General features: G+C 42.7%; 25 protein-coding genes and 2 tRNA genes. 17 read left to right on the top strand and 10 right to left on the bottom strand.

Annotated elements, in window-relative coordinates:
* Nucleotides 1-5: 5 nt before the first annotated feature.
* The 7 genes from glmU to MP622_RS13555 form a co-directional block, all read right to left on the bottom strand.
* Nucleotides 6-1,370, bottom strand: a complete 1,365-nt coding sequence (gene glmU, locus MP622_RS13585) for a bifunctional UDP-N-acetylglucosamine diphosphorylase/glucosamine-1-phosphate N-acetyltransferase GlmU (protein ID WP_243791382.1) — start codon at nt 1,368-1,370, stop codon at nt 6-8.
* Between the two features lie 21 nt (nt 1,371-1,391).
* Entirely contained in the window at nt 1,392-1,940 is a 549-nt protein-coding gene (locus tag MP622_RS13580; RefSeq protein WP_042069148.1) for a phosphatidylglycerophosphatase A, read from the bottom strand.
* Nucleotides 1,891-2,808: a thiamine-phosphate kinase gene (gene thiL / locus MP622_RS13575; protein ID WP_243791381.1), complete on the bottom strand. Its 918-nt coding sequence runs from the start codon at nt 2,806-2,808 to the stop codon at nt 1,891-1,893. The genes MP622_RS13580 and thiL overlap by 50 nt, the downstream gene beginning before the upstream one ends.
* Nucleotides 2,809-2,825: 17 nt before the next feature.
* Nucleotides 2,826-3,275 carry a transcription antitermination factor NusB gene (gene nusB, locus MP622_RS13570; protein WP_016165654.1) on the bottom strand — a complete coding sequence of 150 codons (450 nt, stop codon included), beginning with the start codon at nt 3,273-3,275 and terminating at the stop codon, nt 2,826-2,828.
* A 3-nt stretch (nt 3,276-3,278) separates the two neighbouring features.
* Nucleotides 3,279-3,749, bottom strand: coding sequence for a 6,7-dimethyl-8-ribityllumazine synthase (gene ribE / locus MP622_RS13565; protein WP_016165653.1), 471 nt, complete (start codon nt 3,747-3,749; stop codon nt 3,279-3,281).
* Nucleotides 3,750-3,760: 11 nt separating this feature from the next.
* Nucleotides 3,761-4,882: a bifunctional 3,4-dihydroxy-2-butanone-4-phosphate synthase/GTP cyclohydrolase II gene (ribBA, locus tag MP622_RS13560; protein WP_044739724.1), complete on the bottom strand. Its 1,122-nt coding sequence runs from the start codon at nt 4,880-4,882 to the stop codon at nt 3,761-3,763.
* A 326-nt stretch (nt 4,883-5,208) separates the two neighbouring features.
* Nucleotides 5,209-5,631: an Lrp/AsnC family transcriptional regulator gene (locus MP622_RS13555; RefSeq protein ID WP_044739723.1), complete on the bottom strand. Its 423-nt coding sequence runs from the start codon at nt 5,629-5,631 to the stop codon at nt 5,209-5,211.
* A gap of 201 nt (nt 5,632-5,832) precedes the next feature.
* Between MP622_RS13555 and MP622_RS13550 the strand changes: the two genes are divergently transcribed.
* The 8 genes from MP622_RS13550 (at nt 5,833) to alr (ending at nt 16,461) form a co-directional block, all read left to right on the top strand.
* The gene (locus MP622_RS13550) at nt 5,833-7,107 is read left to right on the top strand and encodes a Glu/Leu/Phe/Val dehydrogenase (protein WP_171284991.1); all 1,275 of its coding nucleotides are present in this window, start codon (nt 5,833-5,835) and stop codon (nt 7,105-7,107) included.
* A 71-nt stretch (nt 7,108-7,178) separates the two neighbouring features.
* Nucleotides 7,179-8,396, top strand: a complete 1,218-nt coding sequence (locus MP622_RS13545) for a bifunctional succinylornithine transaminase/acetylornithine transaminase (protein ID WP_016165649.1) — start codon at nt 7,179-7,181, stop codon at nt 8,394-8,396.
* A gap of 13 nt (nt 8,397-8,409) precedes the next feature.
* Nucleotides 8,410-9,435 (top strand): arginine N-succinyltransferase, encoded by a 1,026-nt coding sequence (gene astA / locus MP622_RS13540; protein ID WP_016165648.1) that lies wholly within the window; start codon nt 8,410-8,412, stop codon nt 9,433-9,435.
* A 5-nt stretch (nt 9,436-9,440) separates the two neighbouring features.
* Nucleotides 9,441-10,910, top strand: coding sequence for a succinylglutamate-semialdehyde dehydrogenase (gene astD / locus MP622_RS13535; RefSeq protein WP_243791379.1), 1,470 nt, complete (start codon nt 9,441-9,443; stop codon nt 10,908-10,910).
* 24 nt (nt 10,911-10,934) lie between these two features.
* Nucleotides 10,935-12,275 carry an N-succinylarginine dihydrolase gene (astB, locus tag MP622_RS13530; RefSeq protein WP_243791377.1) on the top strand — a complete coding sequence of 447 codons (1,341 nt, stop codon included), beginning with the start codon at nt 10,935-10,937 and terminating at the stop codon, nt 12,273-12,275.
* A 21-nt stretch (nt 12,276-12,296) separates the two neighbouring features.
* Complete coding sequence (astE, locus tag MP622_RS13525) at nt 12,297-13,274, top strand: succinylglutamate desuccinylase (RefSeq protein WP_151505344.1); 978 nt, start codon at nt 12,297-12,299, stop codon at nt 13,272-13,274.
* Nucleotides 13,275-13,675: 401 nt separating this feature from the next.
* The gene (locus MP622_RS13520; protein WP_243791376.1) at nt 13,676-15,175 is read left to right on the top strand and encodes an amino acid permease; all 1,500 of its coding nucleotides are present in this window, start codon (nt 13,676-13,678) and stop codon (nt 15,173-15,175) included.
* An 86-nt stretch (nt 15,176-15,261) separates the two neighbouring features.
* Entirely contained in the window at nt 15,262-16,461 is a 1,200-nt protein-coding gene (alr, locus tag MP622_RS13515) for an alanine racemase (RefSeq protein WP_243793535.1), read from the top strand.
* A 508-nt stretch (nt 16,462-16,969) separates the two neighbouring features.
* Here the strand turns inward: alr and MP622_RS13510 are convergent.
* Both MP622_RS13510 and MP622_RS13505 read right to left on the bottom strand, forming a co-directional pair.
* Nucleotides 16,970-17,045, bottom strand: a tRNA-Gly gene (locus MP622_RS13510).
* A 39-nt stretch (nt 17,046-17,084) separates the two neighbouring features.
* A tRNA-Gly gene (locus MP622_RS13505) sits at nt 17,085-17,160 on the bottom strand.
* A gap of 199 nt (nt 17,161-17,359) precedes the next feature.
* On the opposite strand from MP622_RS13505, the gene MP622_RS13500 reads away from it, so the two are divergent.
* From MP622_RS13500 to MP622_RS13480, 5 genes are all read left to right on the top strand, one after another.
* Nucleotides 17,360-17,668, top strand: coding sequence for a BolA family protein (locus tag MP622_RS13500; protein ID WP_016165636.1), 309 nt, complete (start codon nt 17,360-17,362; stop codon nt 17,666-17,668).
* Nucleotides 17,669-17,683: 15 nt separating this feature from the next.
* A complete protein-coding gene (locus MP622_RS13495) occupies nt 17,684-18,073 on the top strand; it encodes a SirB2 family protein (RefSeq protein WP_044739566.1) in 390 nt (129 codons plus the stop codon).
* 84 nt (nt 18,074-18,157) lie between these two features.
* Nucleotides 18,158-18,997 (top strand): ParA family protein, encoded by an 840-nt coding sequence (locus MP622_RS13490; RefSeq protein ID WP_243791374.1) that lies wholly within the window; start codon nt 18,158-18,160, stop codon nt 18,995-18,997.
* Between the two features lie 14 nt (nt 18,998-19,011).
* Nucleotides 19,012-19,404 carry a hypothetical protein gene (locus tag MP622_RS13485; protein ID WP_044739567.1) on the top strand — a complete coding sequence of 131 codons (393 nt, stop codon included), beginning with the start codon at nt 19,012-19,014 and terminating at the stop codon, nt 19,402-19,404.
* A 214-nt stretch (nt 19,405-19,618) separates the two neighbouring features.
* Nucleotides 19,619-20,209, top strand: coding sequence for a threonine transporter RhtB (locus MP622_RS13480; protein WP_243791373.1), 591 nt, complete (start codon nt 19,619-19,621; stop codon nt 20,207-20,209).
* Between the two features lie 3 nt (nt 20,210-20,212).
* Here the strand turns inward: MP622_RS13480 and MP622_RS13475 are convergent, their stop codons facing one another.
* Nucleotides 20,213-20,854 carry a DedA family protein gene (locus MP622_RS13475; protein WP_044739569.1) on the bottom strand — a complete coding sequence of 214 codons (642 nt, stop codon included), beginning with the start codon at nt 20,852-20,854 and terminating at the stop codon, nt 20,213-20,215.
* Nucleotides 20,855-21,044: 190 nt separating this feature from the next.
* On the opposite strand from MP622_RS13475, the gene MP622_RS13470 reads away from it, so the two are divergent.
* The 4 genes from MP622_RS13470 to MP622_RS13455 all read left to right on the top strand — a co-directional run bounded on the left by MP622_RS13470 (nt 21,045) and on the right by MP622_RS13455 (nt 24,157).
* Nucleotides 21,045-21,470, top strand: coding sequence for a DoxX family protein (locus tag MP622_RS13470; protein WP_044739570.1), 426 nt, complete (start codon nt 21,045-21,047; stop codon nt 21,468-21,470).
* Between the two features lie 181 nt (nt 21,471-21,651).
* Nucleotides 21,652-23,220, top strand: coding sequence for a glutamine-hydrolyzing GMP synthase (guaA, locus tag MP622_RS13465; RefSeq protein ID WP_044739571.1), 1,569 nt, complete (start codon nt 21,652-21,654; stop codon nt 23,218-23,220).
* 246 nt (nt 23,221-23,466) lie between these two features.
* A complete protein-coding gene (locus tag MP622_RS13460; RefSeq protein WP_243791371.1) occupies nt 23,467-23,997 on the top strand; it encodes a PadR family transcriptional regulator in 531 nt (176 codons plus the stop codon).
* A gap of 16 nt (nt 23,998-24,013) precedes the next feature.
* Nucleotides 24,014-24,157, top strand: coding sequence for a hypothetical protein (locus tag MP622_RS13455; RefSeq protein WP_243791369.1), 144 nt, complete (start codon nt 24,014-24,016; stop codon nt 24,155-24,157).
* Nucleotides 24,158-24,270: the final 113 nt, after the last annotated feature.

Below are 24,270 nucleotides of genomic sequence, written 5' to 3'. Positions count from 1 at the left end.
TCCTCTTATTTCTTCAATTTTTGTGGACGTTGATAGTTTTCTTTGACTATCTGCTTTGAACGTTCAAAGGCCAAGTTGTGATCTTCAACATCACGGGTAATCACTGAACCAGCGCCGACTGTAGCACCATGACCAATACGTACAGGGGCGACCAGTGAACTGTTCGAGCCAATAAAGGCAGCGTCACCAATAATGGTTTTGAATTTGTTGGCACCATCATAATTACAGGTAATGGTTCCTGCACCAATATTTGAATTTTCACCAATTTCGGCATCGCCTAAATAAGTAAAATGATTGGCTTTAGAACCCAGACCGATGCTTGAGTTTTTCACTTCAACAAAATTCCCAATATGGACTTCATTGGCGAGTTTTGCACCTGGACGTAAACGTGCAAAAGGTCCAATTTGGGTGTCTTCACCGACAATGGCTTGATCGAAAATGCTATACGGCTGCACTTTGGTGCCAGCAGCGATTTTGGTGTTTTTAATCACACAACCTGCGCCAATTTCAACCCCATCACCCAGTTCGCAATCACCTTCAATGATCACGTTAATATCAATCCGTACGTCTTGACCGACTTTAAGTTTGCCACGTAAATCAAAACGACTCGGGTCAATCAAATGCACGCCTTGTTGCATCAATTGTTTAGCTTGGAAGTTTTGAAATTGGCGTTCTAATGCTGCAAGTTGAATACGGTCATTCACACCTTCAACTTCAAAGCTCATCTCAGGTTCAACTGAAGCGACCTCAAGACCATCGGCCAGTGCCATCGCCACGATGTCAGTAAGGTAATATTCACCCTGAGCATTATTGTTGGTGAGCTGTGGTAGCCATTGATGTAACTTGGCATTACTCACGCAATAGATGCCTGTATTGATTTCACGAATCTGACGTTGCTGTTCGTTGGCATCTTTATGCTCAACGATCGCTTGAATTTTCCCATTTTCACGCACAATGCGACCATAGCCTGTGGCATCTTCAAGGGTTAAGGTCACGAGACCAATCCCTGTTCCACGTGAAGCATCAAGTAGTTTTTGTAATGTTGCGGGGGTAATACAGGGTACATCACCAGATAAAATCAGTGAGATGCCATCTTGAGGTAGTACAGGTAAAGTCATCTGAACAGCGTGACCAGTACCCAGTTGTTCTGCTTGTTCGACCCATTGTATTTGTTCATGGTTAAAGTGCTGTTGCACTTGTTCGCCACCATGTCCATAAATGGTGATGATGTGCTCAGCATGGAGTTGCTTTGCTGTGTCAATCACATGTCCAAGTAAGGGGCGTCCTGCTAAGGGTTGTAACACTTTGGGGAGCTGGGAACGCATTCGGGTTCCCTTACCTGCAGCAAGAATAATCACAGAAGTTGTCATAACACACCTTACAAGCTGGCGCTAAGCCAGAGAAATATTGAGGTATATAAAAATACAGAGCGCTGCCCAAAGCCCCGCAATAATGTCATCGAGCATAATGCCAAATCCGCCGTGGACTTGGCGGTCAATGACGCGAATGGGCCATGGCTTCCATACATCAAACAGGCGAAACAGCAAAAAACCAATCAATGCAGAGAAGACACTCATTTGTCCGAAATAAATCAACGGTAACAAGGTAATGGATTGGCCTGCAAACTCATCCCAGACAATGCGTCCATCGTCATGTACACCCATCACTTTGGCGGTTTGACCGCAAATATAGATGCCGATCAGCGACATGAAGATGATGGCGTATATGGAGTTGATAAAGCCTAAATTCAACCACAATGGAATAAAAAGCAGGGCAAAAGCTGAACCAAATGTGCCTGGTGCTTTGGGTAATAAACCAGAGCCAAAACCGACACCGCAAAATACAATACAGCGGTTCGACCAAGACATCTGGTTAAACTGAATTGGAGGTTTATGCAAAGTGTTGATACCCTTGAAATTGAAGCGGATGATCTTTGCCATCTTTTTCAAATGTAAGCCCAGTAGATGTTGTAATAGTTCCAATCACCGTAATTTTTACATCTAATTGTTGTTGCAAAAGTTGTTGGTAATTTTGCGGGCTTATTGTAAAACATAACTCGTAGTCATCACCACCTGCGAGTGCGTATTGCCATTGTTGTACTTGTGTTAAATGTTGCAGACTGACATCGATTGGGAGTTGTTCCAATTGTAGTCGAGCACCGACCTGTGATGCCTTAAGAATATGTCCAAGATCCTGTGCCAGTCCATCCGACACATCAATCATGGCAGAAGCTAAGCCTTTTAACTGCTGTCCAAGTTGGCAACGTGGTGTTGGGTAATCTAAACGGTGCTTTAAGGTGTGATTTGGATGTTGAAGGCCAAAGGCCGCATCACCGACCTGACCGCTGACACAAACGTAATCACCTGCTTGAGCACCTGAGCGTTTTACCGCTTGCCCCGTATCTACCCAGCCGAGGGCGGTGACGGAAATGGTGAGGTGAGGGCTTTGGGTCGTATCACCACCAATTAAACTCACGCCAAATTGATCGCAACAATCGTAGAGTCCCCGACTAAAGTCTTTCAGCCAGTCATGATCAATTTGGGGTAGGCTCAATGCCAATAAGATACTCTGCGGTTTGGCGCCCATTGCTGCAATATCGGAAAGATTCACGGCAACAGATTTCCAGCCAATGGCATGGGGAGGAGTATCGAGAGGAAAATGTCGTCCTGCAATCAAGGTGTCTGTGCAGATCACCAATTGTTGCTGCGGAGGCGGGGTAAGTACGGCTGAGTCATCTCCGACCCCTAAGTCGACTGAAGTATGCTTCTGTCGATTAAAATAGGTTTCAATGATAGAAAACTCAGCCATATTACTTACTACACGTCTTATTGTGCTTGTTGCTTTTCTGCTGCACGAAGGCTGTTAGCTAAACGGTCTAATACACCATTAATGTATTTATGACTGTCAGCACCACCAAAGTGTTTGGCAAGTTCAATCGCTTCATCTAAAACCACGCGATACGGGATTTCAAGATGTTCTTTCAATTCGTAAGCGCCTAAACGTAATGTTGCAAGTTCAACACCGTCTAGTGCTTCGATTTGGCGATCTAGCACAGGAATAAGAAGCGCATCCAAAGCTTCATGATTGGCAACCACTTGAGTCAGCAATTCATGATAATAGCTTAGGTCCACTTTATGCATGGCATTTTCAACACGCGTACGTGCTTCAATTTCATGCACTGGGTTGCGGCTCATTTGCCATTCATAAATGCCTTGTACAGCAAAACGACGTGCTTTACGTTTTGCAGCATAAGCGGCTTGAAGTGTTTGCGACATGCTTTAAATAGCCTTTAACAAGTTAACCATTTCAATTGCAGTAAGAGCAGCTTCGCTACCTTTATTACCTGCTTTTGTTCCAGAGCGTTCAATCGCTTGTTCAATGCTGTCCGTAGTCAATACACCGTTAATCACTGGTAAACCAGTGTCTAAGCCAACTACGCCTAAACCTTTGGCACATTCACCTGCAACAAAGTCAAAGTGAGGCGTACTACCACGAATCACAGCGCCAAGAGCGATGATGGCATCAAAGCGATCAGAAGCAGCCAGTTTTTTTGCAACCACTGGAAGTTCCCAAGCGCCTGGTGCATGAACAACAGTGATATTATCCTCTGATACACCATGACGTTTCAATGTATCAATTGCGCCTTCTAGCAAGTGTTCAACCACAAAGCTATTGAAACGACCAACTAAAATCGCGTAACGGCCTTCGCTCGCGAGATGTAATAAACCTTCAATTCGGCGAATCGCCATAGCAACCTCGATTATTTCGTTAATGTTTGTTGAGCGGTGACATATTCCACCACTTCAAGATTAAAACCTGATAATGCGTTGAAACGTAGCGGCGAACTAAGCAGCTTCATTTTTTCGACGCCTAAATCACGTAAAATTTGTGCGCCCACACCAATCGTTTGATATTGCTGAGACAGAGCTGCACTAGATTTGGTTTTCTTTGGTGCAGTTAGGCTGTCTAGGGCAGGGCCTAAATCTTGTAGATGACGTTGACCAATCCAGACCAGTACGCCACGATCACTTTGTGCAATTTCTTTTAAGGCACGGTCTAAGTTCCAAGCGGGTTCGCCGTCTTGCTTGTTCAATTTGAGCAAGTCACGTGTCGGATTAAAACCATGTACGCGAACCGTAGTGATGCCATCTTTTGGCTCACCTTTCACCAAAGCCAAATGAATATCTGGATTGCCAATTTCACGGTAACGGAACAGTTCAAATGTACCGTATTCAGTGTCGATGCTTTCTTGACCTAAACGCTCGACTGTTTGTTCATTGGTCATGCGGTAATGGATGAGGTCAGCAATGGTTCCCATTTTCAGGCCATGCTTTTCAGCGAAAATTTCTAAATCTGGGCGACGGGCCATGGTGCCGTCTTCTTTGATAATTTCACAAATTACAGAAGCAGGTTCTAGACCAGCAATACGGGCAAGGTCACAGCCTGCTTCAGTATGTCCCGCACGGTGTAGTACACCACCAGGTTGCGCCATCAATGGGAAGATATGTCCAGGCTGTACGATATCGCTAGGCTTGGCATGTGCTGCAACCGCCGTTTGAATGGTATGAGCACGTTCAGCAGCGGAAATACCTGTGGTAATCCCTTCGGCTGCTTCAATTGATAGGGTGAAGTTGGTGGCATGTTGCGCACCATTGGCATCGACCATTAATGGTAAATTCAATTGCTGACAACGCTCACGGCTTAAAGTTAAGCACACCAAACCACGCGCATGTGTAATCATGAAGTTGATGTCTTCTGGGCGGACATGTGTCGCCGCAATGACCAAGTCACCTTCATTTTCACGGTCTTCATCATCCATCAGGATGACCATTTTCCCTGCACGGATATCTGCTACGAGCTCTTCAACGGTATTGAGCGGCATCAATCTTCACCTTTCTATTCGTCTGCAAATGACCAAAGTCTTTGCATTTCTGATTGTGGCATAGTCTAACGCTTTTTTAGACAGTTTGCCTATGCTTTTACTTTTCTGTACGTCGATTGTTATACACAGCCATGCAAGACTTTAAAAGAGTTGCACTATTTAAAAATGAGCAATCGATTAAACTCATGGGGTCAAAATCGGCTCAAATTTCCTAGAAAACGGGGGCCGAACTGTACATTTTACTCAAATCAGGCTGTATTGATCAGGATGGTTTGATTTCTAAGAGTATGCGGGTTTCTCACTTAAAATCACGATAAGTGAATTGCTTATGCTTTATAAGTCGAAAGCAAAATACTGGTTTCAGTGTTATAAATACCCGAAATGGTTCGAATACGCTCTAAGGTTTTGTCAAAACTTTCCAAACTGTCCGATTTCAGCTCAACCAATAAATCCCATTTACCATTGGTGGTATGCAGTGTATGTACAGAAGGGTCGATTCTTAACTCTTTTACGACCGCACTGGTTTTGGTGCCTTCCACCATAATATTCATCCAAGCACGAATGGTGTTTTTCTCACTGCCGGGTTTTAAGCGAACGGTATAGCCCGTAATGATGCCACTCGATTCTAAATATTCGATTCGTTTCTGCACAGTATTCCGGGAAACGCGCACTTTTTGGGCAATGTCGGTAATTGACATACGGGCGTTGTCACGCAGCAAACCTAGAATTTGGCTGTCAGTATCATTCATTTTGATTTCCATAATTATCATTTTGATAAAATTTATTGCATTTTTATCAAATTTACAACTTTTTAGAGTCGTTTTGATTTTTCATACTATGCGTATTAGGTAACACTCCAGTTGGAACAACACCGAGCTGAGGCGGTGTCCAATAGATGGGGTGTTTCCTATTTTGAATGGATTAGCTCAATTAAATTCTCAGAGGATAAAATAATGTCTTTGTCGTATGAAATGGAAAATAGTGGCGCATGGCAAACCTACCTTGCTCAGATTAACCGTGTAGCACCTTATCTTGAAGAAGACTTAATCCCATTTATCAATACTTTAAAGCGTCCAAAGCGTGCGCTCATTGTTGATGTGCCTATTGTAATGGACGACGGTTCTATTCAGCATTTCGAAGGTTACCGTGTACAACACAATTTGTCGCGTGGACCAGGTAAGGGCGGTATTCGTTACCATCCAGATGTAGAACTGAATGAGGTCATGGCCCTCTCAGCATGGATGACCATTAAAACTGCGGTATTGAACTTACCATATGGTGGTGCAAAAGGCGGTATTCGAGTAGACCCGCGTAAATTGTCGCCACGTGAACTTGAACGCTTAACACGTCGTTTTACCACTGAAATTAGCCCAATCATTGGCCCACAAATCGATATTCCAGCGCCAGATGTGGGTACTAATGCAGACATTATGGGTTGGATGATGGATACCTATTCCACAATTAAGGGTCATACTGTCACAGGTGTAGTGACGGGTAAACCTGTACATTTAGGTGGTTCATTAGGTCGTGTCCGTGCAACAGGTCGTGGTGTATTCGTTACAGGTTTAGAAGTTGCCAAAAAAATTAACTTAGCACTTGAAGGCAGCCGTATTGCAGTTCAGGGCTTTGGTAACGTAGGTAGCGAAGCTGCATATTTATTCCATAAAGCCAACGCAAAAGTAGTATGTGTACAAGACCACACAGGCACAATTTTCAACGCAGATGGTTTTGACGTTAAGCAATTACAAGACTACGTTGCGATTCATAAAGGTGTTGCAGGCTTCCCTAATGCAACCGTAATTGAAGATGAAGCGTTCTGGACAGTAGAGATGGATATTTTAATCCCTGCTGCTTTAGAAGGTCAGATTACTGCTGAGCGTGCGCAAAAATTGACTGCGAAATTGGTCTTGGAAGGTGCGAACGGCCCAACTTATCCAGAAGCAGAAGATATTCTTTTACAACGTCAAATCATGATTGTTCCAGATGTGCTCTGTAATGCTGGCGGTGTAACCGTGAGTTACTTTGAGTGGGTTCAAGACATGGCAAGTTACTTCTGGACCGAAGAAGAAATTAATGAGCGCTTAGATAAGCTCATGATTAAAGCGGTTGAAGATGTTTGGCATACAGCAGATGACAAAGATTGTAGCTTGCGTACTGCAGCGTACATTTTGGCTTGTGAGCGTATTTTGAAAGCACGTAAAGAACGAGGAATTTTCCCAGGTTAAGGGGAAGTTTCGTGCCCTTCGGGGCACATTCAAGTAAGAAAAACATCAGATTTATTAAGGAAGAACAGACCATGAACCAGAACAGCCAACCGAATCGCCAAGATTTTAATCAGTATATGGTGCCTGTTTTTGCACCTGCTCAATTTATTCCTGTGCGTGGCGAAGGTTCTCGTTTGTGGGATCAGCAAGGTAAAGAATATATTGATTTTGCAGGTGGCATTGCGGTGAATGCGCTTGGACATGCACATCCAGTTGCAGTCAAAGCCTTAGTCGAACAAGGTCAAAAGTTATGGCATATCGGTAATGGTTATACCAATGAACCTGTACTTACTCTAGCAAAACAATTGGTTGAAAGTACCTTCGCCGATAAAGTGTTCTTCTGTAACTCTGGTGCAGAAGCCAACGAAGCGGCTTTGAAACTTGCACGCAAAGTGGGCCTACTTTCAGGCTCTGCGCGCAAGAACAAGATTATTGCATTTAAAAATGCCTTCCACGGTCGTACCTTATTTACCGTTTCGGCAGGTGGTCAACCGAAATATTCGCAAGATTTTGCTCCTTTACCAGAAGGTATTCAGCATCTGCCATTTAATGATTTGGACGCAGCCCGTGCAGCGATTGATGCCGACACGTGTGCCGTGATTGTTGAACCGATTCAAGGTGAAGGTGGGGTCATTACGGCTGATCCTGAATTTTTAAAAGGTTTACGTGAGCTGTGTGATCAACACGGTGCAGTATTAATTTTTGATGAAGTACAAACAGGTGTAGGTCGTACAGGGGCGCTATATGCCTATATGAACACTGAAGTGACGCCAGACATTTTAACCACAGCCAAAGCACTCGGTGGTGGTTTCCCAATTGGTGCCATGATTACGACAGATAAATACGCGAATATGTATGCAGTGGGAGATCACGGCACGACGTATGGCGGTAATCCATTGGCATCTGCTGTGGCAAATGCAGTGTTTGGCTTTATCAACACCCCTGAAGTATTGAATGGTGTACGTACTCGTGCGCAAATCTTTGCTGAAGGTTTGAAGCGTTTGAATGAACGTTTTGGTTTGTTTGAAGAAGTTCGCGGTCAAGGTTTATTGATTGGCTGTGTACTCAAAGCAGAATATGCAGGTAAAGCCAAAGATATCGTCACGCTTGCTGGTGAAGAAGGCCTCTTGGCCTTGGTTGCAGGTCCAAATGTCGTGCGTTTCACGCCATCTTTAATTATTCCAGAAGCGGATATTGAAGCAGGTTTACAACGTTTTGAGCGTGCGCTCGCACGTTTTGTTGGCGCGTGATAGGTCACCGCTGATGATGATTGTTAGACATGCAGAGCATCGAGATTTAGATGATATCTTCATTCTGGCGGGGAAGTCGGGCGTAGGTCTGACTTCTTTACCCCAAAATAAAGACATCTTATTGGCTCGAATTGCCCGCACACAAAAGACCTTACAAGGTCAGGCGGCGCCAAATGAGCAAGGTTATTTATTTGTTTTAGAAGATACCCAGTTGCAGCGCGTGGTTGGCGTGAGTGCGATTGAAGTTGCAGTGGGTTTGACGGAACCATTTTATAACTTTCATGTGGGCAAACAAGTTCATGCTTCACAAGCTCTGAATGTTTATAAGGCCTTAAACACCCTATTTTTAAGCAATGACCATACAGGATGTAGTGAGCTGTGTACGCTGTTTTTAGATCCTGAATACCGTAAAGATCAAAATGGTAAATTGCTCTCTAAAATCCGTTTTCTGTTTATCGCAGCATTTCAGCAGGCATTTCAAAATACCCTGATTGCAGAAATGCGTGGTTATTCTGATGAAAATGGTCGATCACCCTTTTGGGATGCCTTGGGTTATCACTTTTTCAATATGGATTTCTCCACGGCGGATTACTTGAGTGGTATTGGGCAAAAAGTCTTTATTGCGGAATTAATGCCACGCTTCCCTGTGTATACCGATTTATTGCCATTGGCCGCACAGCAAGTGATTGCGCAAGTTCATCCCCAGACTGTTCCAGCTTCTCGTGTTTTAGAGTCGGAAGGTCTGCGTTATCAAGGGTATGTCGATATTTTTGATGCAGGGCCAACCCTCGAAGCTGAAGTGAAAAACTTACGTGCAGTCAAGGAAAGCCAGACCTGTGCTGTGAAAATCGTGAGCAGTTTGCCAGAAGCGACAGGTCGTTATTTGGTGGCGAATGACCGTTATCACGATTATCGCGCAATTTTAATTCAACATGCTGCGGATGCAGACAACTTAAGTTTAACGGCTGAACAAGCCTATGCGCTTGGCGTACAAGCGGGGCAAAGTATTCGTATGTTGCCTTTAGACAAGATGGAGTAAAAATAATGTCACAAGGGAATTTATATATTAATGGGACATGGTCTCCAGCGCAGGGTGCAGCTTGGAACAAACTTGATCCAGTTTCTCAAGAAGTGATTTGGCAAGGTGCAGAAGCTAAGGCTGAACAAGTGGAACAAGCATGTCAGTCAGCACGTGCTGCCTTTGCTGCTTGGGCACGTCGTCCACTTGCAGAGCGTATTGAGGTGATTCATCGCTTTGCAAGCTTGCTAGAACAAAATAAACAACAGTTAGCGACAGTCATTAGCCGTGAAACCAGCAAGCCGATTTGGGAAACCTTAACCGAAGTTCAATCGATGATTGCTAAAGTGGCCATTTCGATTCGTGCTTACCATGAGCGTACAGGCGAAAGCGTAACGGAAATGGCTGATGGTGCAGCCTCTTTGCGTCACCGCCCACATGGGGTATTGGCTGTATTTGGCCCATATAATTTCCCAGGTCACTTGCCGAATGGTCACATTGTACCAGCACTGATTGCGGGGAACACCATTGTCTTCAAACCAAGTGAACTTACGCCGTGGACTGCGGAAGAAACCGTGAAGTTATGGCATGAAGCAGGCTTACCTGCGGGTGTCTTGAACTTGGTACAAGGTGGTCGCAGTACCGGTGAAGCCTTGGCGCAATCACATGAGATTGACGGCTTGCTGTTCACGGGCAGTGCCAATACGGGTTACCACTTGCATAAACAATTAGCAGGTGCGCCAGAAAAAATTCTCGCTCTAGAAATGGGGGGGAACAACGCATTAATTATCGATGAAATTACTGATATTGATGCAGTGGTGAATTTAACCATTCAATCTGCCTTTATTTCCGCAGGTCAGCGCTGTACCTGTGCGCGCCGTTTGATTATCAAAAATGGTGCTGTAGGTGATGCTTTCATTCAACGTTTGGTTGAAGTGAGCCGTAACTTGGTGGTGGGTCAGTGGGATGCACAGCCACAACCATTCATGGGTGGTGTGATTTCATTGCATGCTGCACAGCAAATTTTACAAGCGCAACAACGTTTGGTGGATTTGGGCGCAGAGGTGTTATTGCCTGTGACTCAAACTGATCCAAATAGTAGCTTGTTAAGCCCAGGTCTTTTAGAGGTCACAAACGTCAATAATGTGCCAGATGAAGAATATTTTGGTCCATTGAGCTGTATCTATCGTTATAACCATTTTGATGAAGCTTTAGCGCTTGCCAATGCAACACGCTTTGGCTTGTCAGTAGGTTTAGTTTCACCAGATCGTGAACTGTTCGAGCGTTTATTGATTGAAGCGCGTGCAGGCATTGTGAACTGGAATAAACCATTAACAGGCGCTTCAAGTGCAGCGCCATTTGGTGGTGTTGGTGCATCAGGGAATCATCGTGCCAGTGCCTTCTATGCGGCAGATTATTGCGCATGGCCAATGGCATCACTAGAAAGTCAGCAGGTAAGTCTACCTGAAAAATTATCGCCAGGCATTGTGCTGTAAGTCGACAGAAAAGGGAGTTTAGAAATGTCAGGCTATGAAATTAATTTTGATGGTTTAGTCGGTCCAACGCATCACTATGCTGGATTGTCTTTTGGAAACGAAGCTTCGACCAAAAACCGTAATAATCTATCGAATCCGAAGTTGGCTGCCAAGCAAGGTTTGTTAAAGATGAAAGCTTTGGCCGACATGGGCTTAAAGCAAGGTGTATTTGCACCGCAAGAACGCCCACATGTGCCAACTTTGCGCAAATTGGGTTTCTGTGGGGATGACCATAGCGTGATTGAACAAGCGATGCGTACTTCGCCTGCATTGTTATCCGCTTTGAGTTCTGCATCGTGCATGTGGACAGCCAATGCGGCAACGGTTTCACCGTCGGCAGACAGTGCAGATGGTCGTGTGCATTTTACAGCGGCAAACTTGAACAACAAATTCCACCGCTCGATTGAACATGAAACGACCTCGCGTGTTATGGCAGCCATGTTTAACGATGAGAGTCACTTTGCGCATCACGAAGCACTACCACCCGTGGCATTGTTCGGTGATGAAGGCGCGGCGAACCATAACCGTTTAGGCGGTGCTTATGATCAAGCCAGCGTACAAGTGTTCGTTTATGGTCAGCAGTTCCTCGGCGGTGGTATTGGTCCGAAACATTATCCTGCGCGTCAGTCACGTGAGGCGAGTGAAGCTGTTGCACGTTTACATCAATTGAAAGCTGAACAAACCGTTTTTGTGCAGCAGCATCCCGATGTGATTGACCAAGGGGTCTTCCACAACGATGTGATTGCAGTGAGTAACCAAAACGTCTTGTTTCATCATCAACATGCATTTTTGAACCAAACGGAAGCTTTGGCCGAAATTCGTGAAAAAATGGCGAGTTTGGGTCAAGAGTTTGTGTCCATTGAAGTACCTGATCAGCGTGTTTCAGTGAAAGATGCAGTGAATACCTATTTATTCAATAGTCAATTACTCACACGTGCCGATGGCGGTATGAGCATTGTAGTGCCTGAAGAATCGCGTCAAAACCAAGCGGTATGGAGCTACTTGAACGACATGATTCAAATGGGTACCCCAATTGATGACATCAAAGTTTTCGATTTACGTGAAAGTATGCGTAACGGTGGCGGTCCTGCATGTTTACGTTTGCGTGTTGCCGTGAATGAAGCAGAACTGAACGCGATTAATCCGAATCTATTTATGAATGATGCTTTGTTTGCACGTTTAAATACGTGGGTAGATCAGTACTACCGTGATCAGTTGGCACAGCAAGATTTGGCCGACCCACAATTATTGATTGAAAGCCGTACTGCGTTAGATGAGTTGACGCAAATTTTAGGCTTGGGTTCGGTATATCACTTCCAACGTTAAGTAATCGTGCAGGGAAAGCAAATGATAGATTTTCTAGGTGATGTTTTAGCACAACGTATCCCGACTGTATCGCAGGGCGAACAGCATGATTTTCATTGGGAATGGTTAGCTGAAGGGGTTTTATCTTTTACTCCAAAGCAGGCTTATGAAAAAGCCATCGTGCTTTCCGCGGGTGTACATGGCAATGAAACTGCGCCAATCGAGTTATTGGCGCAGCTCAGTCAGGATATTTTTGCATGTGCGTTACAGCTCAAGGTCAAATTAATATTGATTTTGGGCAACCCTGTCGCGATTCGTTCAGGTCAACGCTATGTTGAAAATGATATGAATCGGATGTTTTGTGGTGCACATCAGCAATTTTCTGAAACCTTTGAAGCAAAGCGAGTGGCTGAGCTAGAGCAGTTGGTGGCAGATTTCTTTCAATCTTGCCCTGCACAGGTCAAACGCTATCACTATGATTTGCACACAGCGATCCGTCCATCTTTGCTTCCGACTTTTGCTTTATTTCCTTATCAAACTCATGGCTATGATGCGGTCATGTTGGCGTGTTTAAATGCTGCGGAACTGGATGCCTTGGTATACCACAATGCAGCGGGTCGCACCTTCACGCACTATACCAGTTCAAGATTTCAGGCAGCGAGTTCAACCCTTGAGCTTGGACATGCCAAGCCTTTTGGTCAAAATGATTTGGCAGCATTTGCTGCAATTAATCAAGTTTTACGTGCGGTGGTGACAGAACAAGCTTTACCTGCACGCCAAAAGTCAGCAATTAAAAACTTTCGTGTCGTCGATTCGATTATCAAAACTGAAGATGACTTTCAGCTCAATCTTGCCGATTCTGCGCCCAATTTCTCAATGTTCCAATCAGATGCAGTGATTGCCCTGCAACAGGGCAAACCTTATGTGATTGCACCAGAACAGGTCTGGATTTTATTTCCAAATACTCAAGTGAAAAAAGGGTTAAGAGCAGGCTTGATATTAACTGAGCTTCGTGTGTGATTATTCGTCTCGATTTATTAAATATGATGATGGTGATTTATAGAATTTAAATCGTTAAATTGATTTTCAATGGAATTGAATATATGGATATTGTAAAAAATATTAATGCAATATTTACGTCCAGTGATTATGAGTTCGCTTGTAATCAGTGGATAAACTCGCGTCATGTTTTTATTAAGCTATTATTTTTTAATGTTAAATTAATAAAATTGGTATAGGTTTTGCAATCTGTGTTGTGATTATTTGGTCGCTATTTTTATTTTATAAATTCGGTTAAATAATAAAATTAATATTATTGAAAGATAATATTTAGCTTAATTTTGGATGGATATTAAATAAGGAAAAATTTTATATCTGTCCCGTATTTGCACCTCTTTGAGGTGTAAATTGGAGTAATAAACATGATGAATGGAAATAAGTTCAATAAGTCGAAAGAAACCCTAGAGGGTGATTTACTGGGTGGACATCATTACGATTCAGCTGGAGAAGAACAACTCGATCGTTCTCTCAGCAATCGCCATATTCAAATGATTGCGATTGGCGGAGCTATCGGAACAGGTCTATTTATGGGTTCGGGGCAAACCATTGCCAATTCTGGAACCTCAGTCATTTTGACTTATATGATCGTTGGCTTTGTCCTGTTTTTTGTCATGCGTGCCATGGGAGAGTTACTGCTTTCCAACACCAATTATAAGTCATTTGTAGATTTTGCTACGGATTATTTAGGTCCTTGGGCAGGCTACTTTTTGGGCTGGACCTACTGGCTCAGTTGGATCATTACTGCGATTGCCGATATTATCGCGATTGGCGGTTATATGCAGTTCTGGTATCCCGATTTACCCGTATGGTTGCCTGCTTTGGCCACGATCACTGTTTTGACGGTACTAAACTTACTTACGGTGAAAATGTTTGGTGAAACTGAGTTTTGGTTTGCCATGATCAAGATTGTGGCAATTGTTGCCTTTTTAATCTTGGGTGTGAGCTTGGTGGTTATGGGCTTCGTGTCGCCAAATGGAGTCAAGGCATCGTTCTCACATATCACCGATCCTGATGCATTTTTACCGCATGGTGTGACAGGTTTCTTGGCGGGTTTCCAAATGGCAGTGTTTGCTTTCTTGGGTATTGAGTTGGTCGGTACAACTGCTGCAGAAACCAAAAACCCAGAAAAATCATTACCTAAAGCCATTAATTCAATCCCTTGGCGAATTCTATTGTTTTATGTGGGTGCCTTGTTGGTCATCATTTCCGTAACCTCATGGCAGCACGTTGATCCAGGCAAAAGTCCATTTGTGGCCATGTTCCAATTGGTCGGGCTGACAGCCGCTGCTGCTGTGGTGAACTTTGTGGTAGTGACTTCGGCAATGTCTTCTGCAAACAGTGGTATCTTCGCCACCAGCCGTATGTTGTATGGCTTGGCGGTTGAGAAAGATGCGCCGCAGCGCTTTAAAACCTTATCTAAAGGTAAAGTGCCTGTACAAGCCCTGTTGTGTTCGATGATTTGTGTATTTATCGGTACGCTGATTCTATTTGTTACGCCAAATGTCATGTCTGCATTTAATATTGTGACAGCATTGACCTCAATTTTGACTGTATTTGCCTTTGGTATGATTCTGGCATCGTATTTGGCTTATCGTAAAAAGCGTCCTGATTTGCACGCGCAATCTATTTATAAAATGCCTGCGGGTATTTTTATGAGCTGGTTTGGGATCGCCTTTATGGTGTTTGTGGTTGCGATTCTATGTCTCGATCATGATACGCGTATTTCACTGTTTGTTTCACCACTTTGGTTTGTCGGCTTATGGATTGCTTACAAACGTCGTCAACGTCAAGATAGCAAGCGCACTTGGATTTTAGAGCATGGTCGTCGCATTGATCATGATGAACTATCAGAAAATAATTAATGAAGAGTGAGAGAGGGTATTTACCCTCTCTTTTTTATAACGACCAAGAGGGATTTGTCTTGAAAAAAGTAACATTATTGGCATGTATGTTGGGGGCAGGGCTGCTGAATATGAGCAGTGCGATGGCGGCACCGATGTTGACATCACAGATTTCAGCGACACAGGCTGCGGCCCCTCAAGCCAACGCTTGGGTTGAAATTAATGTGCAAGCCTTTGAGCAAAATATTCAAACCTTGCAGCAGCAATTGCAGGATAAGAGCCAAATTTGTGCTGTGATGAAAGCCGATGCTTATGGGCATGGAATTCAGTTGTTGATGCCGAGCATTATCAAGTTAAATGTACCTTGTGTGGGCATTACCAGTAATGCCGAAGCAGCGATGGTACGCCAATCGGGTTATCAAGGTCGTATCTTAAGATTGCGTGCAGCCACCGATCAAGAAATTCAAAATGCAGCTTCACTCAAGATGGAAGAATTATTCGGAAACTATGAGCAAGCGCAGCGTATTTCCACTTGGGCGAAACAGCAGGGCATTACAGTTGCCTATCATTTGGGTTTGAATGCAGGCGGTATGGATCGGAATGGTTTAGAGTTAAACAGTGAAACAGGCAAACAGCAAGCACTGCGTATGACCAAACTGCCAAATTTGAAGTTGGTCGGTATCATGACGCATTATGCAGTAGAAGATGAAAAATATGTGCGGGAACGTTTAGCAGTCTTTAACCAACAAACGAACTGGCTCATTAAAAAAGCCAAACTCAAACGTGAAGAGCTAACCTTGCACACAGCCAATTCATTTGCCACTTTAACAGTGCCAGAGTCACATTTAGATATGGTTCGTGCTGGTGGCGTGATTTATGGTGACAGCATTCCTGACCGTGTGGAATATAAAAAGTTGATGACGTTTAAAACCCAAGTGGCAACAGTGAATGTTTATTTAAAAGGTACAACTGTAGGCTATGATCGAACCTATACTTTACAACGTGATTCTTTATTGGCGAACTTGCCGATGGGCTATTCAGATGGCTATCGTCGTGCTTTTAGTAATAAAGCCTATGTACTGATTCGTGGACATAAAGTCCCTGTCGTTGGACGGACGTCGATGAATACCACCATGGTCGATGTCACTGATTTTCCTGATATTCGTGCCAGTGATGAAGTAGTGTTGTTTGGTCAGCAAGGCAATGAAAGCGTCAAGCAAAGTGATTTAGAAGAATACAATGGTGCGCTGCTTGCAGATGTCTACACCATGTGGGGCAATTCTAATCCTAAAATTGCTGTACGCTAAACTGACAATAATTCATTAAGATAAATGACTACTCCATGTCTGAACTTTCAGGCGTGGGGTAATTTTTATATGGCTGTGTAGAGGGGCAATTGATTGTCTATCCAGCTTCATATTGATCGTTAATGCTCAGTTGAGGCTTTAACTTCGGGATAGTTTTCACATCAAATTCATAAATGCCATTTAAGCTTTGAACTCGCATTCCTATAATTGGACATCCAATACCTTTAGTGATCAAGATGTCAGGCTGTTTTTAATGGTGATTGTTTTTTGTATGTATTATGGTTATACCCCAGAGCTTTGAGGTGATGCAAAAGTGATTTTAAAGGTCTCGAAATGGCTATTTAGATGTAAACGTTTGAATCGGTAATTTTCTAGAAGATTGCTGGTGAATCAGATCAATTCTGTAAAAATTTGGTGGGCTACTTGAATAAAAATGGATGGATTATTCAGATTTAAATTTTTAGCCATAAAAAAAGCCCTAATCATTTGACTAGGGCTTTTTTGAATCTGGAGCGGGAAACGAGACTCGAACTCGCGACCCCAACCTTGGCAAGGTTGTGCTCTACCAACTGAGCTATTCCCGCATATTGAGCAGTTTTTTCTAAAACTTACACTAAAAAATTTGGAGCGGGAAACGAGACTCGAACTCGCGACCCCAACCTTGGCAAGGTTGTGCTCTACCAACTGAGCTATTCCCGCATGCCGTGTATAATACAGTATGAAAAATGATGGTCAATATGTTTCTGAAAAAACTTGTATCAATTGCATAAAATACAAGCATTTTATGCCAGATTTTCTAAAAAATTACGATTGAAACCCTAAAAGTCACCTCTGAATACAAAACATAGAGGTAGAACAGCTATACTGTATATAATGGATAAGATAAAGGCAGATTCTCATGAGCTTAGAATTACAACTGCGTGATCGTTTACAGCAATTGGCACCGACTTATTTAGAAATTGTGAATGAATCTTCGGGGCATGGTGGGTATTTTCCTGGCAAAGAGTCCCATTTCAAAGTGGTGATTGTCAGCGAAGCCTTTGATGGCTTACGTTTAGTGCAACGTCATCAAAAAGTATATGCTGCTGTGGGGGATTTATTGGCACCGAGTCGCATTCATGCACTGGCAATTCATGCCTTTGTAGAATCAGAATGGCAGGGACAAGACACGTCAAGCCCTGAATGTGCACATGCACCTAAGCATTAAGGATATTGGCTTGTTATGGATGCTCAAATGTTGTTAATGCTGCATTGGTTGGCAGTTGTACTGGCAGGTTTGGCAATTGTGATTCGTGCGCGGAGTTTATTTTCGGGAACTGAAGGTAATTTGCCGAATCCATCTGCACGTAAATTCTTTGTGGCTTTTCAGCACAGTGCTATGACCTTGTTGATTTTGACAGGTGTTGCCTTGTTGGTGATGAAAGGTTTTGAGGTACAGTCTTGGTTTTATGCCAAAATCATTCTGTTTTTCGTGCTGTTATCTTCTTTAAGTAAAGCCTATAAGAAACAGGATCTGATCGTTTTGGCACAACGTCGTGCAGGCTTGTTTTTAGCTGTGGTGGCGTTTGTTGCTATTTTGGGCTTGGTGATGATTCAGCCAAATTTTGGTTGATTGTCAGACATTTTCGATAACGATAAAAAAATGATCGTTTACACTGCTGAACGATCACAGATAAGAATTGAGGGAGGGGGGAATATGCGGACACGTGTGGTGTTTAATCAGAAAGGTGGTGTAGGCAAGTCGAGTATTACAGTCAATTTGGCTGCGATTAGTGCTTATCAGGGCTTAAAAACACTGGTGATTGATTTGGATCCGCAAGCCAACTCCAGTCAGTATTTATTGGGAGATGATGCTACGTATTCAGTGGATAAGCCTGCATTGGAACCGAATATCGAAAACTACTTTGAAGAAGTGTTGGGAGCAACCCAAAGCAAAGCAGGTTTATTGGGCAATGCGATCGGCTCTTTACTAAAAAATCGTTCCAAAGGTTTGGAAAGTTATGTGCATCAAACCCCGTTTAAACTATTGGATGTGATTCCAGCCAGTCCGAGTTTAGGGGCTTTGGCCCATGCTTTAGAAGCCAAACATAAAATTTATAAATTACGGGATGCTTTGAAGTTACTCGAAGGCAAATATGACCGTGTTTATATTGATACTCCACCAGCCTTTAATTTTTTTACTTTGTCGGCATTAATTGCCGCAGATCGCGTGTTGATTCCGTTCGATTGTGATGTATTCTCAAAACGTGCCCTACAAAGCCTCATTGAAAATGTGATTGAAACCCAAGATGATCATAATGACCAACTGGAAATTGAAGGCATTGTGGTGAATCAATACCAAGCACAAGCCAAGTTACCGCGTGAAGTGGTGCAGGAACTAAAAGATGAAGGCTTGCCAGTATTGGAAAATATGTTGCCACCTTCAGTGCTGATGAAAGAATCCCATCATCAAAACCAGCCATTAATCTATTTAGCCAAAGATCATAAATTGACGCAGGCCTATCTTTCATTGTTCAATGAAATTGAGCAAAAATAAGATTGAGAAAACAGATGAAAAAAATTGCTTTATCTATCCTTGCTGCAAGTGGTTTATTGCTGACCGCGTGTGCAACCACGGTTAAACCGACTTATGTTTCGCCTACACAATATCAGTCATTGAACTGTCAACAATTACAGGCAGAGTATGACCGTATTCAACAATATTTAGACCAAGGTGTTTCAGTACCCAAAAGTACGGGAATGGGAGTCGATGTTGGACTAGGTGGTGGTTGGAGCCGTGGTGGAGGCTGGGGCTTTGGTCCAAGTGTTTCATTAAATATGGGACAGTCTTCAAACACCAAAAAGACCGAAATCTCTCGTTTGATGGGGCAGCAAGATGCTGTTGTTCAGGCGGCTCAGTTTAAAAATTGTCCAATTAAAGTGGTGCCAAGAACTGCAAAATAGCTATTTCACCCTTTGTCATTGCACCACTGAAATGATAAAGGGTGAAAGTTTTTCAAAATATTTCAATATAAAATATAATATAAATAAATACTTATCTTGGTTTATTGCGTTGTATACAACTTAACGGTTCTCAATTTAGACTGAGTTTGGCTTGTCCTTTGGGGGGAGTTTCAGATAAGGTGTGCAACACTTTAAGCTTGAGTAATAGGTTTTTATGATTGAGAGTTGGCTATTTGTATTTGCGATGATTGCGGTGTTCCTGATTCCAGGACCGACCAATGCATTACTGGCAAGCTCTGCACATCAACAAGGTATTCCTAAAACCAGTTTACTTATTCCAGCCGAATTATTGGGCTACATCTATGCAATTAGCTTGTGGTCGCTGTTTATCCATTTGACCCATCCTGTCTGGCCGCATTTGATTACCTTACTGCATGTGTTGAGTGCATTGTATGTGTTCTGGATTGCATTTCATTTATGGAAGTCGACACATTTGCAATCGCATCATCAAAAGCATCCTCATATTCGACCACATCAATTGTTTTTTTCCACGCTTAAAAATCCAAAAGCGCTACTTTTTGCCGCAGGAATTTTACCGTTAGAAATGTGGAATAGTAGTTTGAGTGTAGGCTTGGTTTTTTTGGTCTTTTCTTTAATTTTGATTCCATTTGCATTGTTCTGGATGGTCTTTGGCAAAGCGATTTTGGTGGGAAATTTAAAACAAATAAAAGCCGATCATTTATATAAAGGATCGGCCATGTTATTGATTATCTGTATGTTGCCAGTGGTAATTCGATTCTTTTAACGCTTATGCTTTTACTTTATTTTTTGCTAGTTTCTGACGAATAAAACCGATAATGCCTGGTAAGATACTGATAATAATAATCCCGAAGATTAAATGGGTGAAATTGTCTTTGACTACAGGCATATTGCCAAATAAATAGCCGAGTGTAATAAACGAGGCAATCCAGCAAAAAGCACCAATTAAATTATAGGTTAAAAAGAATTTATAATTCATTTTTCCTGCACCTGCGACAAAGGGTGCAAAGGTACGGGCAAAAGGTACAAAGCGGGCAAAAATAATGGTTTTACCACCATGTTTTTCAAAGAATTTTTGGGTATTAATCAAGTGCTGTTTATTAATAAAACGCGAATCAAGTTCAAATACCCGTGGTCCAATATATTTACCAATATGGTAATTCAGGGTGTCACCTAAAACTGCTGCAATAAACAGTAAAATGCCCAAGACCCAAGGATCCATTGCTCCTGTAGATGCTGCCAATGCCCCTGCAGCAAATAACAAGCTGTCGCCAGGTAAAAATGGCATGACCACTAAACCTGTTTCGACAAAAATAATTAGAAATAAAATAGCGTAAATCCATACCCCATAATTTGTAATAAATTCGAGTAAATGGTCATCTACGTGTAAAATAAAATCAATGAGTTCCATGGGGTAAAACATCGCGAAAATGTAGCCAAATCCTAGCAGTCCATATACGGAAAGTCAGTATAAAAACGTAATTAATTTTAGCTATCTATTGTTTCAAATATAAAACGATAAGTCTGAAAAATGCATATTTATTCTATTATCAACAAAAACTAAGCTGTGCCTATCCACAAAATTAAGAAAAGGTTCAATTATGTTTAATCCAAATGTTGTTGTGAAAAATATCGTGACTCAACCTGCGTTTGATAACGCTGTGAGTTTAATCGCCCGTGTGCTCCTCGCGTATATCTTTTTGGTTGCGGGCTGGGGCAAATTGACCGCCTATAGCGCTACCGTTGGTTATATGGAAGCAATGGGGGTGCCAGGTGCATTATTGCCTTTAACCATTTTGGTTGAATTTGGCGGTGGTTTGGCACTGTTATTTGGTTTCCAAGCGCGCTTTGCTGCACTCGGTCTAGGTATATTTAGCCTTATTACCGCGTTCATTTTCCACGGTGGTGCAGACGATGCCATTAACTTTATGAAAAACTTTGCTATGGCAGGTGGCTTATTTTTCTTGATGCTGCATGGCGCAGGCAAGTTCAGTCTAGATGCCCTTATTGAAAAATCAGAGGTTTAAATTATTTGCTGTAGGATTCAGCAATCCTATTGCAAGTCAGAAGCACCGATAAGTTCGGTGCTTTTTATTTAAATATTTGTTTTATATGTATATTTATTGGTTGTCCAAATAGTGTGCTTAATAACTGGAAAAATGGTAGAATATGGCGCTTATATTCGTTTGCCTATCATAGTTGTTTGTCATGACTACCAATTCTCAAATTACTGAAGATCGTATCCTTATTTTGGATTTCGGCTCTCAATATAGTCAGCTTATTGCACGTCGCGTACGCGAGGCGGGTGTATATTCTGAAATGTATGCCTACGATATGTCTGAAGAAGACATCCGTGCGTTTAATCCAAACGGTATTATTTTATCGGGTGGACCTGAAAGTGTGCATGAAGAAGGCAGTCCACGTGCACCGCAAGTGGTGTTTGAATTAGGTGTGCCTGTATTGGGAATCTGTTACGGTTTCCAAACCATGTCTGAACAACTCGGTGGTAAGGTTGAAGCGGGTACAGTACACGAATTTGGCTATGCTGAAGTTGATATTCAACAGCGCGATCACTTAATTGGTCAGCTTCAAGACCGTGAAAACCAATTACACGTGTGGATGAGCCACGGTGACAAAGTGAGCCGTCTTCCAGAAGGTTTTACAACAACTGCAAGTACACCAAGCTGCCCATTCGCTGCGGCATCTGATGAAAGCCGTCGTTTCTATGGCGTGCAGTTCCACCCAGAAGTTACGCATACTGCAAAAGGTGCAGAGTTATTATCTAACTTTGTTCACAAAATTTGTGGCTGTGGCGGTTTATGGACACCTGAACACATTATCGATCTTCGTGTAGAACAACTACGTGAACAGATTGGTGATGAAAAAGTTCTACTTGGTTTATCTGGCGGCGTAGATTCATCAGTTGTGGCTGCTTTATTACATAAAGCGATTGGTGATCAACTGACTTGCGTATTTGTAGACAACGGTTTACTTCGTTTAAACGAAGGTGATCAAGTGATGCAAATGTTCGCAGACAACATGGGTATCCGTGTGATCCGTGCCGATGCAGAAGAGCGTTTCTTAACAGCGTTGGCGGGTGAAGTTGATCCTGAGAAAAAACGTAAGATCATTGGTCGCGAGTTCATTGAAGTATTTGCAGAAGAAGCACGTAAACTTGATGGCGTGAAATTCTTGGCTCAAGGTACGATCTATCCAGACGTAATTGAATCTGCTGCAAGCAAGCAAGGTAAAGCACATGTGATTAAATCGCACCACAACGTGGGTGGTTTACCAGAAGATTTAGCATTTGACCTTGTTGAACCATTACGTGACTTGTTTAAAGATGAAGTACGTAAACTAGGTACAACTCTAGGTTTGCCGCATAGCATGATTTACCGTCATCCATTCCCAGGTCCAGGTTTGGGCGTGCGTATTTTGGGTGAAGTGAAAAAAGAATATGCGGACATTCTTCGTCTTGCAGACGACATTTTCATGCAAGAACTTCGTGACAGCGGCTGGTATGACAAAACCGCGCAAGCATTTGCGGTATTCCAACCTGTTAAATCAGTTGGTGTAGTCGGTGATGGTCGTCGTTATGCATGGGTCATTGCACTTCGTGCGGTTGAAACTGTGGACTTCATGACTGCTCGTTTCGCGCACTTACCGTATGAATTGGTTGACAAGATTTCTACGCGTATTATGAATGAAATTAAAGATGTTTCACGTGTTGTTTATGACGTGTCATCTAAGCCACCAGCAACAATTGAGTGGGAGTAATTCAGGGATTTCAAGAAGCGAAGCTTCTCGCCTGAATTACGCCAAGAGCTATGCTCGCGGCAAAATAGAATGATTTAAAAAAGGACGTGTAAGCGTCCTTTTTTATTGCTTGAGATACAGATCTATTTAAAAAAACTCACCTTTAGAACAAAATGTTTAGTGCATAAGAACAAAGAGTATTTGCTTTAAGATATATAAAGATATATCTTAATAAGTATAAATTCATCTATAAAGCGAATAAATATTATGAAACAGGGTTCCCATCATGACTATGAGTCGTACTCCCATTATCCCGAGCGCCCGCATGGTGGACGTCGTGGTCGTTTATTTGAAGCAGGTCGAATGAAATTATTGGTGCTATATCTGATTGCCCAAGCCCCCAAACATGGTTATGAACTGATTAAAGATATTAGTGAATTGGTAGGGGGAGGTTATAGTCCAAGTGCAGGCACCATCTATCCGACTTTAACATATTTAGAAGATATGGGTTTTGTTCAAGTGCAACTGACAGAAGGGGATCGTAAGCAGTTCTATATTACGGATGCGGGAAAAATACATTTAAAAGAACAGCATTCCGTGATTCAGCAGCTATTAGATAAGTTGGAAACCAAGCGAGATATACAAAATAAAGATGAGCTGATGGATATTCATCGTGCTATGGAAAACTTAAAAACTTCACTACGCCTAAAACTAAATGCTAAACCTCTTGATGCTGAAACCGTGCGTCAGATTGCTGCACAAATTGATGCTGCTGCCGTGGCAATTGGTCGACTTTAAGGATCTCGAGCCTAGTATGCAAAGTCAGGAATTATTAAAACAGGTACATTTAAAAGTCTCTTCAGCTCGCACTTCCATTTTGCAGCAATTATTGGATGCCACAGTGGCGTGTAGTGCAAACAGCTATATTTACAGCTACACCAGCAACAAAGCGGTTTGAGTTTGACCACTATCTATCGCGTACTGACAGAGCTAGAACAGGCAAAATTGATTGAGCGACGATACCATCAACGCGCCAAAGCCAGTTTTGTAATACGGTAACAACGAACGCAG

The sequence above is a fragment of the Acinetobacter sp. PK01 genome (assembly GCF_022819285.1).
Lineage (GTDB): Bacteria > Pseudomonadota > Gammaproteobacteria > Pseudomonadales > Moraxellaceae > Acinetobacter > Acinetobacter tandoii.
The sequence above is the reverse complement of the archived record's forward strand: the minus strand, read 5'-3'. Positions and strand labels throughout refer to the sequence as shown.

Excerpts from the sequence above, each read along its gene's own strand:
- glmU (WP_243791382.1), bottom strand. The coding sequence starts at position 1,370 with ATGACAACTTCTGTGATTATTCTTGCTGCAGGTAAGGGAACCCGAATG.
- MP622_RS13580 (WP_042069148.1), bottom strand. The coding sequence starts at position 1,940 with ATGGCAAAGATCATCCGCTTCAATTTCAAGGGTATCAACACTTTGCAT.
- thiL (WP_243791381.1), bottom strand. The coding sequence starts at position 2,808 with ATGGCTGAGTTTTCTATCATTGAAACCTATTTTAATCGACAGAAGCAT.
- nusB (WP_016165654.1), bottom strand. The coding sequence starts at position 3,275 with ATGTCGCAAACACTTCAAGCCGCTTATGCTGCAAAACGTAAAGCACGT.
- ribE (WP_016165653.1), bottom strand. The coding sequence starts at position 3,749 with ATGGCGATTCGCCGAATTGAAGGTTTATTACATCTCGCGAGCGAAGGC.
- ribBA (WP_044739724.1), bottom strand. The coding sequence starts at position 4,882 with ATGCCGCTCAATACCGTTGAAGAGCTCGTAGCAGATATCCGTGCAGGG.
- MP622_RS13555 (WP_044739723.1), bottom strand. The coding sequence starts at position 5,631 with ATGAATGATACTGACAGCCAAATTCTAGGTTTGCTGCGTGACAACGCC.
- MP622_RS13545 (WP_016165649.1), top strand. The coding sequence starts at position 7,179 with ATGAACCAGAACAGCCAACCGAATCGCCAAGATTTTAATCAGTATATG.
- astA (WP_016165648.1), top strand. The coding sequence starts at position 8,410 with ATGATGATTGTTAGACATGCAGAGCATCGAGATTTAGATGATATCTTC.
- astD (WP_243791379.1), top strand. The coding sequence starts at position 9,441 with ATGTCACAAGGGAATTTATATATTAATGGGACATGGTCTCCAGCGCAG.
- astB (WP_243791377.1), top strand. The coding sequence starts at position 10,935 with ATGTCAGGCTATGAAATTAATTTTGATGGTTTAGTCGGTCCAACGCAT.
- astE (WP_151505344.1), top strand. The coding sequence starts at position 12,297 with ATGATAGATTTTCTAGGTGATGTTTTAGCACAACGTATCCCGACTGTA.
- MP622_RS13520 (WP_243791376.1), top strand. The coding sequence starts at position 13,676 with ATGATGAATGGAAATAAGTTCAATAAGTCGAAAGAAACCCTAGAGGGT.
- alr (WP_243793535.1), top strand. The coding sequence starts at position 15,262 with ATGTTGGGGGCAGGGCTGCTGAATATGAGCAGTGCGATGGCGGCACCG.
- MP622_RS13500 (WP_016165636.1), top strand. The coding sequence starts at position 17,360 with ATGAGCTTAGAATTACAACTGCGTGATCGTTTACAGCAATTGGCACCG.
- MP622_RS13495 (WP_044739566.1), top strand. The coding sequence starts at position 17,684 with ATGGATGCTCAAATGTTGTTAATGCTGCATTGGTTGGCAGTTGTACTG.
- MP622_RS13490 (WP_243791374.1), top strand. The coding sequence starts at position 18,158 with ATGCGGACACGTGTGGTGTTTAATCAGAAAGGTGGTGTAGGCAAGTCG.
- MP622_RS13485 (WP_044739567.1), top strand. The coding sequence starts at position 19,012 with ATGAAAAAAATTGCTTTATCTATCCTTGCTGCAAGTGGTTTATTGCTG.
- MP622_RS13480 (WP_243791373.1), top strand. The coding sequence starts at position 19,619 with ATGATTGAGAGTTGGCTATTTGTATTTGCGATGATTGCGGTGTTCCTG.
- MP622_RS13475 (WP_044739569.1), bottom strand. The coding sequence starts at position 20,854 with ATGGAACTCATTGATTTTATTTTACACGTAGATGACCATTTACTCGAA.
- MP622_RS13470 (WP_044739570.1), top strand. The coding sequence starts at position 21,045 with ATGTTTAATCCAAATGTTGTTGTGAAAAATATCGTGACTCAACCTGCG.
- guaA (WP_044739571.1), top strand. The coding sequence starts at position 21,652 with ATGACTACCAATTCTCAAATTACTGAAGATCGTATCCTTATTTTGGAT.
- MP622_RS13460 (WP_243791371.1), top strand. The coding sequence starts at position 23,467 with ATGAAACAGGGTTCCCATCATGACTATGAGTCGTACTCCCATTATCCC.
- MP622_RS13455 (WP_243791369.1), top strand. The coding sequence starts at position 24,014 with ATGCAAAGTCAGGAATTATTAAAACAGGTACATTTAAAAGTCTCTTCA.